Genomic DNA, 18,151 nt, shown 5'->3' on the forward strand with positions numbered 1-18,151 from the left:
GAACAGAGAAGGGGACACCGCTCATGACTCGTATCGCCATCAACGGTTTCGGCCGCATCGGACGCAATGTGCTGCGCGCGCTGCTCGAACGTGACAGCGACCTCGAGGTCGTCGCCGTCAACGACCTCACGGAACCCGCTGCGCTCGCGCGGCTGCTCGCGTACGACACCACGTCCGGACGGCTCGGCCGCCCGGTGACCGTCGACGGGAACGTCCTGGTCGTCGACGGCCGCCGCATCACGGTGCTCGCCGAGCGGGAACCGGAGCAGCTGCCGTGGGCCGAACTCGGTGTCGAGATCGTGCTGGAGGCGACCGGCCGCTTCACGTCGGCCGAGGCCGCCCGCGCCCACGTCAAGGCGGGGGCGAAGAAGGTCCTCGTCAGCGCGCCGTCGGACGGCGCCGACGTCACGCTCGCGTACGGGGTCAACCACGACGCGTACGACCCGGCCCTGCACACGATCGTCTCGAACGCCTCGTGCACGACCAACGCCCTCGCACCGCTGGCCTCGGTACTCGACGAACTCGCCGGTATCGAGCACGGGTTCATGACGACGGTGCACGCCTACACGCAGGAGCAGAACCTGCTGGACGGGCCGCACCGCGACCCCCGCCGGGCCCGTGCCGCCGGCGTCAACATCGTGCCGACCACGACGGGCGCGGCCAAGGCGATCGGCCTGGTGCTGCCGAACCTGGACGGCAAGCTGTCGGGCGACTCGATCCGCGTGCCGGTTCCGGTGGGCTCGATCGTCGAACTCAACACGACCGTCGCCCGCGACGTGACCCGCGACGAGGTGCTGGCCGCGTACCGCGCCGCGGCGCAGGGGCCGCTGGCCGGCGTCCTGGAGTACTCGGACGACCCGCTCGTGTCCTCCGACATCACCGGCAACCCGGCCTCCTCGATCTTCGACTCGGCCCTCACCCGCGTCGACGGCCGGCACGTCAAGGTGGTCGCCTGGTACGACAACGAGTGGGGCTTCTCGAACCGCGTGATCGACACCCTCACGCTGCTCGCCACTCGCTGAGACCGACGGCCGCGCCCGGGGAGCCCCGCCGACACCGGCCACCGCTCCTGGGGGCGCGGAGCGGCACTGGCCCCGGGCGCCGCCCTGCTGATGGGTCTGCGGGCCGTCCCCGGCGGCCCCCGCCGCCACGGCAGCGCCCGTCACCGCACCGAACGCCGCCGAGCCCACGCCGCCGGCCGCAGGAGTGCGGGCCACCGCCGGGAAAGAAGCCCGTGCCGTATCCCCCGGAAGGCGTAATCTGGTCGAAAGGTTGCATACGGCGCGCATCGTGCGCGCCGTACCGCGCCTCGTACGCTCGTGCGTGGGCCAGGGAGGCGGCGCGTGACCGATCCGTTCGGCTTCCTGAGGATTCCCCGCAAGGCCGTCGCCCCCCGCCCCGTCGCGGAGCGGCTCGGCGACTGGCGGGAGGTGTACGCGGGGCAGGCGCTGCTGCCGCTCGTCTCCGAGCAGGCCGACCGCTGCATGGACTGCGGCATCCCCTTCTGCCACACCGGCTGCCCGCTGGGGAACCTGATACCCGAGTGGAACGCCTACGCCGCGCACGCCGACTGGGCCGCCGCGTACGAGCGGCTGCACGCCACCAACAACTTCCCCGAGTTCACCGGCCGGCTCTGCCCGGCGCCCTGCGAGGACGCCTGCGTCCTGGCGATCAACGCCGATCCGGTGACCATCAAGAACGTCGAGCAGACGATCGCGGACGAGGGGCTGCGGCGCGGCTACATGACCCCGCGGCCGCCGGAGCGGCGCGGCGGGAGTTCGGTGGGGGTGATCGGCTCCGGCCCGGCCGGGCTGGCCGCGGCGCAGCAGCTGACCCGGGCCGGGCACGCGGTGGTCGTGCACGAGCGGGCCGACCGGATCGGCGGCCTGCTCCGCTACGGCATCCCCGAGTTCAAGATGGAGAAGGCCCACCTCGACCGCCGGATCGAACAGATGCGGGCCGAGGGCACCTCCTTCGTGACCGCCGCGGACGTCGGCGGCGCCGAACGGGCGGACGAGCTGCGCGCCCGCTACGACGCCGTCGTGGTCGCCGTCGGCGCCGGGGAGCGCCGGGAGCTGCCGGTCCCGGGGCGCGGGCTGGGCGGCATCCACCAGGCCATGGACTACCTGACCGCCGCCAACCGGGTGCGCGAGGGCGACCTCGCGGAGTCCCCCCTGACGGCCGACGGCAGCCATGTGGTGATCGTCGGCGGCGGCGACACCGGCTCTGACTGCCTCGGTACGGCCCTGCGGCAGGGCGCCCTCTCGGTGGTGCAGCTCGACATCAATCCGGAACCGGGGCCCGGACGCGACGACGGCGAGCCCTGGCCGACGTACCCGAAGGTGTACCGGATCTCCCATGCGCACGAGGAGGCCCGCGGGCGGGCGGGCACCGACCCGCGGCTGTTCTCCTGCGCCACCCTGCGGTTCGAGGGGGACGCCTCCGGCCGCGTACGGGCGCTGCGCCTGACCGCCGTCGAGCCGGAGGCCCGGCGGCCGGTGTCGGGCACGGAGCGGGTGGTGCCGGCCGGGCTGGTCCTGCTGGCCCTGGGGTTCTCCGGACCCGAGCGGGCGGGCGGCCTGCGCGCACAACTGGGACTGGAGTTCGACGAGCGCGGCAACTTCGCCCGTGACGCGGGCTTCGCCGCCGCCGGCGGGCGGGCCCCGGGGGTGTTCGTCGCCGGTGACGCGGGGCGGGGCCAGTCGCTGGTGGTGTGGGCGATCGCCGAGGGCCGGTCGGCGGCAGCGGCGGTGGACCGCTACCTGACCGGCTCGACCGCCCTGCCGGCGCCGGTCGCCGCGCACGACCGGCCCATGACGGCCCTGGGACGCATGCGGTACGGGGACCTGTAGGCCGGTGCCGCTTCCCGGCCGGCACGCCGGTGGGAGTGGGCGGACGGGTCGCCCTTCCTGCGGTCAGGGGGCCGTCCCGCTGGGTCTCAGGGGCGCTGCCCGGCTGCATCCCGCTGTGCCTTCCAACCGTGTACCAGCAGGTCGAACAGTGTCTCCATGACCGCGCCGAGGTCGGGTCGGCCCTTGGCCAGGGTCGGGAAGTCCAGGACGAACCGGGCGAGTGATCTGGTGATCGGTGCGGACGGCGCCCCCTCCCGCGTACGCGCCGCCGTGTCGCCCGCGACACCGCGCCATACCGGAGTCGGCTTCCTCGAAGCGTGGTTCGACGACATGGACCACGCCCACCCCGAGCTTTCCCGCTTGGTCGGCAAGGGCAGCGCCCACCTCGCCGACGGGGAGCGCGGCCTCTTCGCCCAGCGCAGCAGCGGCGGCCACATGCGCGTCTACATCATCGGCGTCGGCGTCCACCTCGCCGTGCTCGACGCCTGCGAACTCGCGCCCGCCCTCGTCCGCTCCCCCACCGTCGGTGAGGCCGTGCGCGACTACGAAAGGCCGATGCTCCCGCGCTCCACGGAAACGGCCCGGCTGCTCGAAGGCGGCGCCGAGCACCTGCTCGACGTCCCCGACTCCCAGCCGGTAGCCGCACAGTAGGCCCCGTACCGGGCGCCATCAGCCCGCCGTCCCCGCGCTCCCGCCGCGGGCGGTGCGGGGTACGGCGTGCGACGCTGGAGGGAGAACGCCCACGAGCGCCCGGAGCCGAGCCCCCAAGGGCCCGGGCGGCCCGGGGGCTCGGGAGGTCCGATGGGACGGGATGTCCCGGCGCTGCGGTTCACCCGGGACGACCGGCGCCGATACCGAAGCAAGACGCAGTCCTGCCTCGACGCGCTCGCCCGCATGCTGCGCGAGGCCCGGTTCGACCACGACCGGCCCCAGGTCGGGCTGGAGATCGAGCTCAACCTGGTCGACGGTTCCGGCGAGCCGGCCATGCGCAACTCCGACGTCCTCGCCGCCATCGCCGACCCCGCCTGGTCGACCGAGCTGGGCCGCTTCAACCTGGAGGTCAACCTTCCGCCCCGGCGGCTGGCCGAGGGCGGCGGCCCCGACGCCTGGGAGCGGGAGATCCGGGACGCGCTCAACCACGCCGAGGAACGGGCCGCCATGGTCGGCGCCCACCTCGTCATGGTCGGCATCCTGCCGACGCTCCAGCAGGAGGACGTGGGAGAGCACGCCCTCTCCGAGAACCCGCGCTACCACCTCCTGAACGAGCAGGTGTTCGCGGCCCGCGGCGAGGACCTGCGGATCGCGCTCGACGGCGTGGAGCGGCTGCGCGCGTACGCCGACACGATCACCCCCGAAGCGGCCTGCACCAGCGTCCAGTTCCACCTCCAGGTCGCGCCCGAGGAGTTCGCGGCCTACTGGAACGCGGCGCAGGCCGTTGCGGGGGTCCAGGTGGCCCTCGCCGCCAACTCGCCCTTCCTGTTCGGCAAGGAGCTGTGGCGCGAGACCCGCATCCCGCTGTTCGAGCAGGCCACCGACACCCGGCCGGAGGAGATCAAGGTCCAGGGGGTCCGGCCCCGGGTGTGGTTCGGGGAGCGCTGGATCACCAGCGTGTTCGACCTCTTCGAGGAGAACCAGCGCTACTTCCCCGCCCTGCTGCCCCTGTGCGAGGACGAGGATCCGCACGCCACCCTCGAAGCGGGGGGCGTTCCCGAGCTCGCGGAGCTGACCCTGCACAACGGAACCGTCTACCGCTGGAACCGTCCCGTGTACGCCGTCGCCCACGGCAAACCGCACCTGCGCGTGGAGAACCGGGTGCTGCCGGCCGGGCCGACCGTGGCCGACGTCCTCGCCAACGGCGCCTTCTACTACGGCCTGACCCGGGCGCTGGTCGAGGAGGAGCGGCCGGTGTGGTCCCGGATGTCCTTCTCCGCCGCGGAGGAGAACCTGCACCTCGCCGCCCGGTACGGCATCGACGCCTCCCTCTACTGGCCCGGCATGGGCGAGGTGCCCGCCGCCGAACTCGTCCTGCGCCGGCTGCTGCCGCTCGCGCACCGGGGGCTGGAGGCCACGGGCATGGACGACGTGTGGCGCGAGCAGTTGCTGGGCGTGATCGAACAGCGCTGCGTGTCCGGACGCAACGGCGCGACCTGGCAGTCGGAGATGTTCCACCACCTCGACCACAACCTGCACCGGCACGAGTCGCTGCGCCGGATGACGCGGCAGTACATGGAGTTCATGCACATGAACGCCCCGGTACACACCTGGCCCGTCGACTGACGGTGGTCCGCGCGGCGCACCACTTCGACGGACCGTCACCCGTCCGGGGGCGCGCGGGTCTCCTCCGCAGCGCGGCCGGGCCCGGGTACGGCACGGTAGTCGTCATGCGCCGCTGGTCTCTGCCTCTGCCCCTGCTCCTCGCCGCCCTGTGCGCGGCCTCCGGATGTGTCACCGTCCACCCCGCCCCGGACCGGACCGCCGGTACCCCGCCCCGCCCCGTGGCGTCGGATCCGGCCCGGGGGACCGGGGCGGGGCTGCCGCTGTCCGCCCTGCCCGAGGCGCCGCCTGTGGATCCCGCCGCCGGTGCGGCCCGCCCGGCCGGGTCCGGTCCCGTGGCCCCGTCGGTCCACGATGCCCCCGGCCGGCCACCGCGGGCCGGGTATCCGCCGCGCCGGGGCGCCGCCCCGCGTCCGACAGCGCGGCCGAAACCCAGGGCCAGGGCGAGGCCGGCCACCCCGCACCGCACGGCACGTCCGGCGTCCGGGGACGGCGCCGCGGAGCTGGCCGAGCTGTGCCGCGCCTCGCAGGACGTGACCAGCACCGCCGTCACCCAGCTCTGCCACCGTACGTACGGCTGACGAGCCGGGCCCGGCGGGCGGCCGCGGCGGCCGGGTTCAGCCGGCCACCGGCCAGTGGAGGTCGGTGCGCAGGTCACGCGGGTCCATGTCCGGGGAGGGCTGCGTGAGGTACGTGCGTCAGCCGGGCCACGCGACCTCCGGGAAGGGAGCCGGCCACGACCCCGGCCTCCGGCTGCCCGGCCCGGTCCGTGACGAACCCGACCTCCAGGTCCAGGGACTCTCCCGGTACCCCGTGGTACAGCCCGAAGGCGGGGCTCAGTACGGTGAGCCGCTGCGCCTCGACGGTCCGGGCCAGGGCGCCGAACGGGGTGACGTCCGGCGTGTGCATGTGCCGAGGGAACGGGGCCTTCAGCCGGCTCGGCGGGCCCGGAGCACGTCCGGCGTCAGGTCGTCCTCCAGTACGAAGCCGGCCGCCGCGAGTTCCCGGTCGAGCGCCTGCCGCGGCAGCGGCCACAGGAGGAAGGACTCCCGGGCGTGGCGCAGGACCCGTCCCTGACGGCACACCAGGTAGGAGTAGTCGTAGCGGATCCGGCCGTCCTCGGCGCACTGGGTGAGCATCCCGTGGTAGGTGTCGATGCCCAGCCGGACCTGCCCCAGGCCGCGCCGGACCGGCTGTCCGGGCAGACCCGACGGCGGCCGGTCCAGGAAGAGCAGGCCGCCGGGGACCAGTAGCCCGGCCAGCACCCGCCACAGCGCGCGGCGCTCGGCGGGCGGCAGGCAGGGCACCATCCGCAGACAGACGGCCAGGTCGACCGGCCCGACCGGCCCGAGCGGCGCCAGTTCGAGGGCGGAGCAGGCGTGCACCGTCACCCGGTCCCCGGCGAGACCGCCGGCTGGCGGGTTCAGCCGGGAGAGCAGTACGGTCCGCATCGCGGACGAGGGCTCCACCGCGTGGACGGGTACGGTCGAAGCGCCGATCAGCACCTCGGTGACCAGGCCCGTACCCGCGCCGACCTCGACGATCCCGAGCCGGGCGGCGGCCGCCGGAGCGGCCAGGGAGAGCGCGTGCCGGTGGTACGCGCGGGCGTGCAGCACGTCGTAGAACTCGGCCGATACGGCGTACGCCGCACCGGGCTGCTCCCCGGGAAGGCCCCGGTACCCGGGGTGGCCACAGGGCTGCGGCGGCGCTGCGCGCTCGGCCGGTCGTAACTCCACCCGTCTGTCCATCGGGCCATCATGGCCGCCCCCGCTCCGCCCGACGAGCCCCCGGATCCGGCCACGGAGGCCGGTCACCGCCCCCGCCCCGCGCGGACGGGGCGGGGCGGGGGCGCCGGGCTAGCGACCCAGCAGCAGGGCCGCGACCGGGGCCGGTACCGGTGCGAGGGCCGCGGGCCGGGCGGTGAAGGTGCCCCGGCCCTGGGTCCGTCCGCGCAGCCGGGACGCGTAGCCGAACAACTCGGCCAGCGGCACGGCCGCCGTGACGACCGCCGTGCCGGATCCGGACGTGGAGCCCGAGATCCGGCCGCGGCGCGCCGCGAGGTCACCGAGCACCGCGCCGACACCGTCCTCGGGCACCGTTACCGTGACCTCGACCACGGGTTCCAGCAGCTCCACGGTGCTCGCGCGCAGCGCCTCGCGCAGCGCGAACCGGCCCGCCGCACGGAACGCGAGTTCCGAGGAGTCCTTGGAGTGGGTCGCGCCGTCGGTCAGCGTGACCCGCAGCCCCGTCACCGGGTATCCGCCGAGGGGGCCTTCGGCGAGGGCGTCCCGGCAGCCGGCCTCCACCGCCCGCGCGTACTCCTGGGGCACCCGGCCGCCGACGACCGTGGACCTGAACTCGAAGCCCGCTGCCTCCTCCAGCGGTTCGACGTCGATGACGACGTGGGCGAACTGGCCCGCGCCGCCGTCCTGTTTGACGTGCCGGTGGACGAAGCCGGTCACGCCGCGTACGACGGTCTCCCGGTAGGAGACCTGCGGGCGCCCGACCACGACCTCCACCCCGTGACCGCGGCGGATCTGCTCCACCGCGACCTCCAGGTGGAGTTCGCCCATCCCCGAGAGCACGGTCTGGCCGGTCTCCGGGTCGAGGCGCACCGCCAGCGAGGGATCCTCCTCGACGAGGTGCGCCAGGGCCGTCGCGAGCCGTCCGGTGTCGCCGGCCCGGGCCGCCTCGACCGCCACCGACACCACCGGTTCGGCCACCGAGGGCGGTTCGAGGACCAGCGGGGCCGCCGGGGCCGACAGGGTCGTGCCGGCCCTGGCCGCCTTCAGTCCGATTACGGCGACGATGTCACCCGCCACCGCCTCCTCCCGTTCCTCGTGCCGGTCGGCCTGGACCCGCAGGATCCGGCCGACCCGCTCCGTCCGCCCGGTGGCGGCGTCCCGTACGGTCTCGCCCTTGCGCAGCGTGCCCGAGTAGACCCGTACGAAGGTGAGCCGCCCGGTCGGCGTCGCCGTCACCTTGAAGGCGAGCGCCGCGAAGGGTCCGGCCGGGTCGGGGGCGCGCTCCACGCCGACGGCGTCGGCGCCGCCCGCCGTACCCCGTACCGGCGGCATGTCGGCGGGCGACGGCAGGTAGGCGAGGACCGCGTCCAGCAGCGGCTCGATCCCGCGGTTGCGGTACGCCGACCCGCACAGCACGACCACGCCGTCCCCGGCGAGCGTCAGCTCGCGCAGGGCGCGGGCCAGGGTCGGCGCGGTCAGCGCCGAAGCCGCGCAGAACTCCTCCAGCGCGTCGGCGTGCAGCGCGGCGACCGTCTCCTCCAGGAGCCGGCGCCGCCGCCGCGCCTCCTCGCGCAGGTCCTCGGGCACCGGTCCGCTCTCGTACGCGTCGCCCGGGTCCGCGTCCGCGTGCCAGTGCAGCGCGCGCATTTCCAGTAGGTCGACGACCCCGGTGAAGCCGTCCTCGCGGCCGATGGGCAGCTGGACGACGAGCGGTACGACGCCGAGGCGTTCGCGGAGGGAGGCGACGGCCGTGTCGAGGTCGGCGCCCGCCCGGTCGAGCTTGTTGACGAACGCGATCCGCGGCACCGCGTGCCGGTCGGCCTGCCGCCACACGGACTCGCTCTGCGGCTCGACCCCGGCGACCGCGTCGAACACCGCGACCGCGCCGTCGAGGACGCGCAGGGACCGCTCGACCTCGTCGGCGAAGTCGACGTGACCGGGGGTGTCGATCAGGTTGACGCGGTGGCCGCCCCAGGCGCAGCTCACGGCCGCGGCGAAGATGGTGATGCCGCGGTCGCGTTCCTGGGCGTCGAAGTCGGTGACGGTCGTTCCGTCGTGCACCTCGCCGCGTTTGTGGATGGCTCCGGTGGCGAACAGGATGCGTTCGGTGAGGGTGGTCTTGCCCGCGTCGACGTGGGCGAGGATGCCCAGGTTGCGGACGGCGGTGGGGGAAGTGGTGGCGAGGGGTCGCCGGTTGCTGCGCATGGCCCGAGGCCTTTCGAGTGGTACGGAAGCAGGCAGCGCGATTCCCGGAACGGCACAGGGCACACCGCCCGGCCACGCCCCGGCCGGGACGGCCCGGGGCGCAGGGGGACGGGGGAACTAGGACGGCGTCCCGGGCATACGGTGGCGGCCGCGCAGCCGGCACCGGGCCCCACGAGACACCGGGATCACGTCGTACCGGGACGGGGGAACGAAGGCGATGGTGCGTCGCATGCGCATGGCCCGGTTCCCCTTCTCTTCACTCGGCGTCGAGACACGCGGTGCCCTGTCGGCAGCGCGTGTGGCGAGTGTAGAGAAGCCGATGCCGCCCGGGCACGGCATTTTCCGCGCAGACGGAGCCGGTACGTCCGGCCCTACTCGTGCAGGGGCGCGGCGGCAACGGAGTCGGCCGTCCCGGGAGTTCACGGTGCGGCGGCCCGCTCAGGCCGAGGCGTCCCAGGCGGTGGTCAGCCCGTCCAGCCACGCGGGCGGCAGCTCCTCGGCGTCCCACTCCTCCCGCAGCGCCTGCGAGGCGGAGACGAGCCGCTCCAGCACGGCGATGCTCGTGGCGGAGTGGACGAGCGAATAGCGGCCGTGCACGGTGATGGCGCTGCCCGGCCCGAACGCCGCGAACAGCCGCTCCAGGCGGGCCCGGTGGGTGGCGGCGAACTCCGTCAGGCGGCCGGCGTACCCGGCTCGCTGCCGGGGGCTCATCGTGCCGAGGACGGCGGCGAGCACCTCCTCGGTCACCTCCGGATCCAGCTCCGAGACGGCGGTGAACGACAGGTACAGCGGCGTGAGCGCCACCCGCGCGCGCTCCACCTCCATCCGCCCGGCCCGCGGACGCTCCCCCGCCGGGCCCGGCTGTCCGCCCGCGCCCACGACCCGTTGCAGGGTCCGTTCGGCGACGGCGCCGAGCTCCTCCAGCAGGCCCCCGGCGCCGTCGAGCCAGCCCGCCTCGTACTCCTCGCCCTTGTCCCCGGGCACGCCGGGGCCGCTGCCGCTCCCGCTGAGCTCCTCGTGCGCGAGAGCGAGCGCCCCCGCCTCCAGGAGCCCGAGCAGTTCCCGCGCGTCACCGGTCGGCACGCCCGCCCGCGCGAGGAGTTGCAGCAGCGTCGTCCTCACGTTGTCGACACTGACCTCGTCCGGCCACTGGCGCCCCTCGTCGGCCGCGCTCATCGGGTCCTCCTCATCGCTTCCGGTAGTACGTCTGTCCAACGAGATCGCTCCCATTCGACGGTCCAACGCCCGACGGCCGGGCCGTGCTCCCGGCGGCGCGGTGCAGGGACGAGGCTAACGACTCGGCCAGGGGAATCCGGCCGGACAGTGCCCCTGCGGGAAAGCCGTTCGACCATCCCCCGGCCGTGCCGTAAGGTGGGGTTCACCGACGCGGGGTGGAGCAGCTCGGTAGCTCGCTGGGCTCATAACCCAGAGGTCGCAGGTTCAAATCCTGTCCCCGCTACTGAAGCCGTAGGGCCCGGATCCTTCGAGGATCCGGGCCCTACGGCCGTTCCCTTGCCCCCGTCCGGACCCGTTCGGGTGAAGAACCCGATGCGGTCGGCCCGTGGTGCGCTGGTGCACGTCATGGTCTACGTGGAGCGCGTACGAGGCCTTCTTCCGCGTGGTGGACGGCGGCCGCTGGGAGAAGGTGGGCAGCAGCCACGCCCACGTCCGGGCGGGCGAGGCCGTGGGTCCTGTCGAAGTGGGGAGCACGACCCGGGTGTGCGGCCCCGTGAAGGTCGAGATCCGGGTACACGCCCGGGCCGACGGCGCTGCCTGGAGCGGCTGGTCCGCCGCGTCCACGAAGCAGTGCCAGACCTGAGCGGTCAGCCGACCTGGCGGCGGACGAGCTCGTGGAAGGGGCCGTCCGCGTCGGCGAGCAGTTCCGCCGGCGTGCCCTGCTGGGCGATCCGCCCCTGCGACATCACGATCACCCGGTCGGCGTCCATGATCGTGGACAGCCGGTGGGCGATCACGATGCGGGTGCAGCGCTCGGCCCGGGTGGATTCGATCACCACCTTCTGGGCCGCGTTGTCCAGTGCGCTGGTGGCTTCGTCCAGGAACAGGATGCGCGGCTCGCGGAGGAGGGCCTGGGCGATCATCAGCCGTTGGCGCTGGCCGCCGGAGACGGTGCCGCCGCCGTCGGAGAGCACCGTGTGCATGCCCATGGGCATCGCCTTGATGTCCTCGGCCAGGCCCGCCCGCGCGGCCGCCGCCCAGGCCTCCTCCAGCGAGCACGCCTCGGCCCCGCCGATGCAGTCGAGGATCGAGCCGGACAGCGGCTGGGCGTTCTGCAGCACGACGCCGCACTGGCGGCGCACCGCCGCCTGGTCGAGCGCCGCCAGGTCCTGGCCGTCGTAGAGCACGCTGCCGGAGACAGGTGCGTCGAAGCCGATGAGCAGGCGCAGCAGCGTCGACTTTCCGCAGCCGCTGGCCCCGACGATCGCGACGAACTCCCCCGGGCGCACCTGGAGCGACACGTCGTCCAGGACCAGAGGGCCGTCGTCGGCGTAGCGGTAGGACAGGTTCTTCACCTCGACGGCGCCATCGAGCGTTCCCGGCCGGATGCCGGAGCCGCGCACTTCGGGGCTCGCCTCCAGGACCGGTTTGACCTCCTCGAACATCGGCTGCACGGCGGCGGCCGACAGGAGCGCGCCGGTCAGCTGCGTCACCGCGGACAGCATCATCGTCACGGCGGTGCTGAAGGTGAGGAACCCGCTCGCGGACATGCTGCCCCGGGCCGGGCCGGCGAGCAGCATGAACATCACGAGCGAACACACCGGCAGACAGACGGCATTGAGGACGGTGACGGCGTTCTTGATCCGGCCGATGCGCTGCTGGAGCTCCCGGGTCCGGGCGAACTCGCGTGCCCAGGCGGCGTAGGCGAAGCTCTCGGCGGCGGCCACCCGGAGTTTGGGCAGTCCGCGCAGGGTCTGGAAGGCCTGGTTGCCCAGCTTGTTGCCGAGCTTCACCAGGCGCCGCTGGTAGCGCAGTTGCCACAGGCCCAGGCCCAGGAAGACCGCGGCGACGACGAGCAGCATGGCGACGGCCACCAGCGCCAGCGGCACGCTGTACAGGAGCAGCAGGACGAGGTTCATCGCGGCGACCGCCACCGCCTGGATGGACACCGCCCCGATGCCGGAGACCGCCCGGCGGATGGAGCTGATCCCCAGGGCGGCGCCGGCCAGTTCGCCGGTGGAGCGGCCCGCGAAGAAGGTCACCGGCAGCCGCAGCAGCCGGTCCCAGACGGCGGGTTGCAAGGTGGCTTCGACCCGGCCCTCGATGCGCAGGACGCTGATGTTCTGCAGCAGCATGAACGCGGCCGACACGACGCTCGTCGCGATGAGCGCCAGGGCGCTCTGCACGATGAGGCCGCTCTCGGCCCGGGGCACGTACGTGCCGAGCACCCGGCCGGTGGCCAGGGGTACGAACGCTCCCAGACCCACCGCGACGAGGCCGCCCAGGACCAGGCTGCGCAGGTCCCCGCCCGTACCGCGGACGCTGAAGCGAAACAGCGCGGGCAGGCTCGGCCTGCCGTCGGGCAGCGGGCGGCACAGCATCGTGGCGCCCGGTTCGAAGGCGGCCGCGCGGGCCTTGTCGACGCGTTCGCGCAGGCCGGTGGCGGGGTCGACGGCCGTGTAGCCGCCGCGCCGCCACAGCAGCGCGACCGGTGCCCGGTCCTTGGTGCGGCGGCCTACCAGGGGCCCGCTGTTCTCCCGCCACCAGCGGCCGGCGAGCCGGACCGGCCGGGTACGGATCCGCGAGGCGAGCGCGATGCGTTCGATGGGGTCCGCCCCCTCCGGGGCGGCGCCCGCGGCACCCGGTCCGGTCAGGGTGATGCCGGCGTCGCGGGCGACCAGACGGCATACGGCGAGCGTCGCGTCGTCGTCGCCGGCCGGGCGGGCGGGGCGGGCCGGGCGGGCGCCCCGGCCGGGGCGGCCGATGGAGGCCAGCAGGGCCCGGTCCGCCTGGGTGCGGGCCGCTTCGCCCGCCTCGATGCCGGCGGCCGTACGGTCTTCGTGGGCGCGCTCCAGCTGCTCGATCCACCGGTCCAGGGCGGACAGCAGCCGGTACTGCTGGTCGACCATGCCCTGCCACATCGTCCCGTCGACGAGGAGCGTGCCGGCCATGCCGTGGCCCTCGTACGCCGCCCCGTACTGCACGCTGCCCGGGGCGATCTGCATCCACAGCACGTCGTCGTCGCGTCCCGGGCCGGTGCCGACCCTGCTCTCCAGCGGTGCCTGGTAGAGCACGCGCAGTCCGCGGCCGACACCGAGCGCGAACGCCTCTTCGAGGGGGCTCAGCGCCCCGCCGGGCAGCGCCTGGCCGCCCTGGTCGGCGTACCAGCCCCAGGAGCCGTCCTGCGGGGCTGCGGCCACCGCGGGGTCGGGACGGAAGAGTTCGCGCAGCTCGATGCGGCGGAGCCGGCAGCCGTGCAGGGGCCGGCCGACCAGTGTGTGCACGCAGCCGTCGGCCGGGCCGAGCAGCAGGGAGCCCGCCGCCAGCCGGCCCAGGAAGTGCCAGTGCCCCTCCAGTGCTGCGTCGACGGCGAACAGGTCCAGCGCGCCCTCCTCGACGAGCCACAGTACGAGCGGGCCCTCCAGGGAGAGGCTGCGCAGGCCCGTGCAGTCGACCGGGGAGCCGACGGCGGCCAGGGCCGCCACGACGGGATCGGGTGCGGCCTGCGGCTGCCACGTGATGGTCACTCAGTGCTCCTTGACCAGTGCCGCGTAGGCGCCTTGACGGGCGAGCAGGTCCTCGTGCCGGCCGCGTTCGACGACGGTCCCCCGGTCGAGCACCACGATCTCGTCGCTGTCGCGCACGGTGCTCAGCCGGTGGGCGATGACCACGCAGGCGCAGCCGCGGCGGCGCAGGCTGTCCATGACGATCTGCTCGGTCGCCGCGTCCAGGGCGCTGGTCACCTCGTCCAGCACCAGGACACTGGGGCGGCGCACCAGGGCGCGGGCGATCTCCAGGCGCTGGCGCTGGCCTCCGGAGAAGTTGCGCCCGTCCTGCTCGACCCGGCTGTGGATGCCCCCGGCCCGGCGCGCGACCACGTCGTACACGGCGGCGTCCCGGAGGGCGGCGATGACGGCTTCGTCCGGCAGTGAGGGGTCCCACAGGGCGACGTTGTCGCGGACGGTGCCCTCGAAGAGGAAGACGTCCTGGTCGACGAAGGAGACGGAGGCGGCGAGCGCCCCGCGCGGAATGTCCTCCAGGCGCATCCCGTCGATGCGGATGGCGCCCTCCCAGGGGGTGTGGAGGCCGGACATCAGCCGTGAGACGGTGGACTTGCCGCTGCCGGAACCGCCGACGAGCGCGACCTGCCGGCCGGGCCCGACGGTGAGGGAGAAGTCCTTCAACAGAGGTGCGTCCAGCGGGTTGTAGCCGAAGGTGACGTGCTCCAGCTCCACGTGGCCCTTGAGCCGGCGGGTTGCGGCGGGGGGCTCGCGCCGTGCGTAGATCGGGTCGACGGGGAAGTTCTCGACGTCCTTGAGCCGGGCCACGTCGGCCGCGAAGTCCTGGATCCGCCCGGCGACCCCGCCCAGGCGGGTGATCGGTGCGGTGAAGCTCGTCACCAGGGCCTGGAAGGCGACGAGCAGGCCGACCGAGAGGTGGCCCTCCACCGCGCGCAGGCCGCCGATCAGCAGGATCAGCGCGCTGTTGAGCGCGGCCAGCGTGGGCGCGACGATCGCCAGCCAGGCACTGGGCACTCCGAGCCGCTGCTGCACGTCGAGCGTGACGGCGTGCTGGCCCGCCCAGCGGCGGAAGAAGCCGTTCTCGCCGCCGGTGGCCTTCATCGTCTCGATGAGCTGGAGGCCGCTGTACGAGGTGTTGGTGAGCCGGGCGTTCTCGGCGCGCAGCTTCTGGGTGCCGGTGGCGCGCAGCCGGATCACGGTCCGCAGGGCGACGATGTTGAGCAGCGCCATCAGCACACCGACGAGGGTGAGTTGGGGGTCGTACGTCCACAGCAGTACGGCGTACAGGACGACCACCACGGCATCGACCCCGGCGGCGGCCAGGTCGCGGGCGAGGGTCTCGGCGACCGCGTCGTTGGACTGGAGGCGCTGGACCAGGTCGGCCGGGTTGCGCTGGGAGAAGAAGGTGACCGGCAGCATGAGCAGGTGGCGGAAGAAGCGGGCGCTGCCGAGGGTCGAGGAGATGATGCGTCCGCGCAGCAGGTTGGCCTGCTGGAGCCAGGTGAGCACCGCCGTGAGGACGAGGGCCACCGCCATCGACGCGAACAGCACGCCGAGCAGCGAGGTCTGCTGCCCGATCAGGAACATGTCGATGTACGTGCGGCTCAGCGCGGGTACCGTCGCGCCGACGGCCACCAGCAGGAGGCTGGAGAGGACGGCGGCGAGCATGGTGGCGGACGTGCCGCGCAGCCGGGCCGGCAGGGCGGCGAGTACGCCGGGCTTGCGGCCGGAGCGGCGGAAGCCCGGACCGGGTTCGAAGGTGAGCACGACGCCGGTGAAGCTGGTGTCGAACTCGTCCATCGGCACGAACCGGCGGCCCTTGGCGGGGTCGTTGACGTACACGCCCCGGCGGCCGAAGCGGCGGCCCGTACCGTCGTAGACGACGTAGTGGTTGAACTCCCAGAAGAGGATGGCCGGGGGCCGTACGGCGGCGAGGGCGGCGAGGTCCATCTGCATGCCCTTGGCCTGGAGTCCGTAACCACGGGCCGCGCGCAGGAGGTTGGCGGCGCGCGAGCCGTCGCGGGAGACTCCGCAGGCGATCCGCAGCTCCTCCAGTGGGACGAAGCGGCCGTGGTGGCCGAGCACCATGGCCAGCGCGGCGGCGCCGCACTCCACCGCCTCCATCTGGAGCACGGTGGGGGTGCGCACGGGCCGGGGGGTGCGTCCCTTGGGGGCGGGCGCGGGCCTGCGCCGGGAGGAGCGGTGGCCGGTGCCGCCGTGCGTCGAGGTCGTGGTCGCGGGGGTGGTCACGGCAGGAGCCAATCGGCGGGGCGCTGTACGGAGAGGTGGACGGCGCCGGAGACCGGCGTCGGGGAGTCGAGGGGGTACGGGGGGCCGTCGGCGGAGGACCAGCGGTAGCCGGACCTGGTCTGGCGGGAGCGTTCGAGCTGTACGAGAACCTGGACGGGGTTTCCCTGCCGGGCGAACTCGGCGGCGAGCCGGCCGTCGCCGAGGAATCCGGCGATCTGCGCCGGTGTCTGGGGCGTCCGGCCGACCTCTTTGACGCGCCCGCGCAGCACCCCGTAGCGCTGCTGTGGCACCGACGGGACGGTGAGGTCGACGGCCGCGCCGACGGTGATGCCCGCGCCGCTGCCGGCGGGCACGTACAGCACGGCCACCAGCGGGTCGTCGGGGTCCTTCACGCGTTCCACGGTCGCCACGTCCGAGCCGGTCGTGACGACCGCTCCGACCCTCGCCACCAGGGCGGTGACCCGTCCGGCGGCGACGGCACGTACGGTCCGGTCGCCGTGCTCGGTACTGAGCTGGAGCAGCGGCGCGCCGGGGGCCAGCAGTTGGCCCTCTTTGGTGAGGACGGCGGTGACCTGTCCGGCGAAGGGGCTCTGCAGCAGGTAGCTGCCTTCGGCGCGGGTGAGGAGGCCGGGCGCGCTCAGCTTGGACGACACGGATCCGGTGAGGGCCCAGAAGCCGGCGGCCGCCATGACGACGACCGTGACGGCCAGGGCGAGCCGGCCCTGCGGGCGCGCGAACCGCACGGGGAGATCGAGCTCCTCGGGGGATTGCAGCTTGGAGAGCGCCTTTTGACGGAACTGCACGGACTCGGACTCTTCCTTCGGCTGCCTTCGTCACACGGGACGTCATACGGGATGAACCCCGGAACGGGTGCGTTCCGGGGTTCACTGGTCGAGCGGGACCGCTCAGAGACCGGCGACGCCCGCGCGGACGCCGACGATGCCCTCGACCTGGCCGGGCAGGGCCAGCGCGCCGTGGACGGTGCGGAGGGAGGTCACGGCGCCCAGCACGTCCTGCACGTCGCCGGTCACACCGCCGAGGAGGCCGCCGCCGATGGAGATACCGCCGGAAACGGCGTCCAGCTCGTCGTCGGCGATCTCGCGGGTCTCGATGTCGTTACGCATGGGAGCGCACCCTTCGTTCGTTCGGAAGTGATCTTGATGGGGGGTGTGGGCAGGCCGCGACGAGGCGGTCCGACCACCTGCGCGAGGGCCTCGGCCGGCGTGGAAGCCGTTTCCGAAACCGCTGCGGTGCGCCGATGTAAGCACGCCAACGGGTGACCGGGCGAACCGCGTTGACGGCTGTGAGCAGGCAGGACAACCGACGGGCGGGGAGGTTTTTCGATCCGTCCTGAAGATCGCCACAGGTTCCCCACAAGATCGAGTAACACATCCGTGCGGCGCCGCGCCATGATGGAAGATAAAGGGCATTCAGGTATCAATAGCCGCACGCATTTCCGGCATTTCGCCCAGCCGGGCAAGAGGAGGCATCCACTCCACTCTCACCGTGTGAAGATTTCCCGCAGCGACCCTCGGTGGTCGCGACGCTACGCAGCGCGAGGGCGGCGAGGGTGGCGAGGGCCAACTCGCCGCTGCGGGGAAGCTCCTCCGGCGGGTGCCGGGCTACAGGCTGCGGACGGTGACGTCGCCGTAAGGGGTGGTCGCGCGGATGTGCAGGGCGGCGGCGCGGTCGGTGTTCTTGAGCGCGTTGTGGATCCGGCCGGAGGAGGTACCGGCGCCCAGGGAGGCGGAGACGCCACGAGCGGCGCCGACCGCCGCACTCAGCGCGCAGCGCGCAGCGCGCAGCGTGCCGCGTACGGCCTCGGCAACGGTGATGTCGCCTTCTGGGTGCTGATCTGCGCGGGTCCGCCCAGCCGGCCCACCGCGATGTCACCGGCGAGAACGGCGGTGAGGCGGGCACTTCCGGCCCCGTCGGGCTTCACCGAGCCCTGGGCGGCGTCGAAGGCGACGTCGCCGAGCCGCCCGACGCCCCGGAGTTCGACGGCGGCCGTCTCGCCACGCCCGCGGAGCAGGCCCGCGACGTCCTGTGCGCGAGAGCCGGACCGGCCGCACCGGGCGCCGCCGGTCCGGGTGCCCCGGCCTGATCGTGGAAGCGCGCCGGGCACCGG

13 protein-coding genes, 1 tRNA gene and 2 pseudogenes are annotated in these 18,151 nt (G+C 73.9%); 7 read left to right on the forward strand and 9 right to left on the reverse strand.

Annotated features, from left to right (window positions below):
• Positions 1-23: 23 nt before the first annotated feature.
• The 5 genes and pseudogenes from gap to ACZ4M3_RS18010 all read left to right on the forward strand — a co-directional run bounded on the left by gap (position 24) and on the right by ACZ4M3_RS18010 (position 5,707).
• Complete coding sequence (gap, locus tag ACZ4M3_RS17990) at positions 24-1,022, forward strand: type I glyceraldehyde-3-phosphate dehydrogenase (RefSeq protein WP_467733650.1); 999 nt, start codon at positions 24-26, stop codon at positions 1,020-1,022.
• A gap of 321 nt (positions 1,023-1,343) precedes the next feature.
• Positions 1,344-2,852: a glutamate synthase subunit beta gene (locus ACZ4M3_RS17995; protein ID WP_467733652.1), complete on the forward strand. Its 1,509-nt coding sequence runs from the start codon at positions 1,344-1,346 to the stop codon at positions 2,850-2,852.
• Between the two features lie 207 nt (positions 2,853-3,059).
• A pseudogene (locus ACZ4M3_RS18000) lies at positions 3,060-3,503 on the forward strand (FAD-dependent monooxygenase family protein); the annotation flags it as partial.
• A gap of 150 nt (positions 3,504-3,653) precedes the next feature.
• Positions 3,654-5,129, forward strand: coding sequence for a glutamate-cysteine ligase family protein (locus ACZ4M3_RS18005; protein WP_467733654.1), 1,476 nt, complete (start codon positions 3,654-3,656; stop codon positions 5,127-5,129).
• A 104-nt stretch (positions 5,130-5,233) separates the two neighbouring features.
• The gene (locus tag ACZ4M3_RS18010) at positions 5,234-5,707 is read left to right on the forward strand and encodes a hypothetical protein (RefSeq protein ID WP_467733656.1); all 474 of its coding nucleotides are present in this window, start codon (positions 5,234-5,236) and stop codon (positions 5,705-5,707) included.
• Between the two features lie 73 nt (positions 5,708-5,780).
• Here the strand turns inward: ACZ4M3_RS18010 and ACZ4M3_RS18015 are convergent, their stop codons facing one another.
• The 4 genes from ACZ4M3_RS18015 to ACZ4M3_RS18030 form a co-directional block, all read right to left on the reverse strand.
• Positions 5,781-6,035, reverse strand: coding sequence for a GyrI-like domain-containing protein (locus ACZ4M3_RS18015; RefSeq protein WP_467733658.1), 255 nt, complete (start codon positions 6,033-6,035; stop codon positions 5,781-5,783).
• 20 nt (positions 6,036-6,055) lie between these two features.
• Positions 6,056-6,874 (reverse strand): class I SAM-dependent methyltransferase, encoded by an 819-nt coding sequence (locus ACZ4M3_RS18020; RefSeq protein WP_467733659.1) that lies wholly within the window; start codon positions 6,872-6,874, stop codon positions 6,056-6,058.
• A gap of 108 nt (positions 6,875-6,982) precedes the next feature.
• On the reverse strand, positions 6,983-9,076 hold the full coding sequence (gene fusA / locus ACZ4M3_RS18025) for an elongation factor G (protein WP_467733661.1): 2,094 nt from the start codon (positions 9,074-9,076) through the stop codon (positions 6,983-6,985).
• Between the two features lie 438 nt (positions 9,077-9,514).
• Positions 9,515-10,252 (reverse strand): hypothetical protein, encoded by a 738-nt coding sequence (locus ACZ4M3_RS18030; RefSeq protein WP_467733663.1) that lies wholly within the window; start codon positions 10,250-10,252, stop codon positions 9,515-9,517.
• Positions 10,253-10,461: 209 nt separating this feature from the next.
• Here ACZ4M3_RS18030 and ACZ4M3_RS18035 point away from each other — a divergent pair.
• Positions 10,462-10,535 (forward strand) — tRNA-Met (locus tag ACZ4M3_RS18035).
• Positions 10,536-10,637: 102 nt separating this feature from the next.
• Entirely contained in the window at positions 10,638-10,895 is a 258-nt protein-coding gene (locus ACZ4M3_RS18040; protein WP_467733665.1) for a hypothetical protein, read from the forward strand.
• Positions 10,896-10,899: 4 nt separating this feature from the next.
• Here ACZ4M3_RS18040 and ACZ4M3_RS18045 read toward each other — a convergent pair whose 3' ends face one another.
• The 5 genes and pseudogenes from ACZ4M3_RS18045 to ACZ4M3_RS18065 all read right to left on the reverse strand — a co-directional run.
• Complete coding sequence (locus ACZ4M3_RS18045; RefSeq protein ID WP_467733667.1) at positions 10,900-13,779, reverse strand: NHLP bacteriocin export ABC transporter permease/ATPase subunit; 2,880 nt, start codon at positions 13,777-13,779, stop codon at positions 10,900-10,902.
• Positions 13,780-15,921 carry an NHLP family bacteriocin export ABC transporter peptidase/permease/ATPase subunit gene (locus tag ACZ4M3_RS18050; protein WP_467734016.1) on the reverse strand — a complete coding sequence of 714 codons (2,142 nt, stop codon included), beginning with the start codon at positions 15,919-15,921 and terminating at the stop codon, positions 13,780-13,782. It abuts the gene before it with no gap.
• Between the two features lie 98 nt (positions 15,922-16,019).
• Entirely contained in the window at positions 16,020-16,826 is an 807-nt protein-coding gene (locus ACZ4M3_RS18055) for a hypothetical protein (RefSeq protein WP_467733669.1), read from the reverse strand.
• 102 nt (positions 16,827-16,928) lie between these two features.
• Positions 16,929-17,147 (reverse strand): hypothetical protein, encoded by a 219-nt coding sequence (locus ACZ4M3_RS18060; RefSeq protein WP_467733671.1) that lies wholly within the window; start codon positions 17,145-17,147, stop codon positions 16,929-16,931.
• 498 nt (positions 17,148-17,645) lie between these two features.
• Positions 17,646-18,049 (reverse strand): annotated as a pseudogene (locus ACZ4M3_RS18065) (DUF4097 family beta strand repeat-containing protein); the annotation flags it as partial.
• Between the last annotated feature and the right edge of the window lie 102 nt (positions 18,050-18,151).

The organism is Streptomyces sp. NPDC026522 (assembly GCF_055567555.1).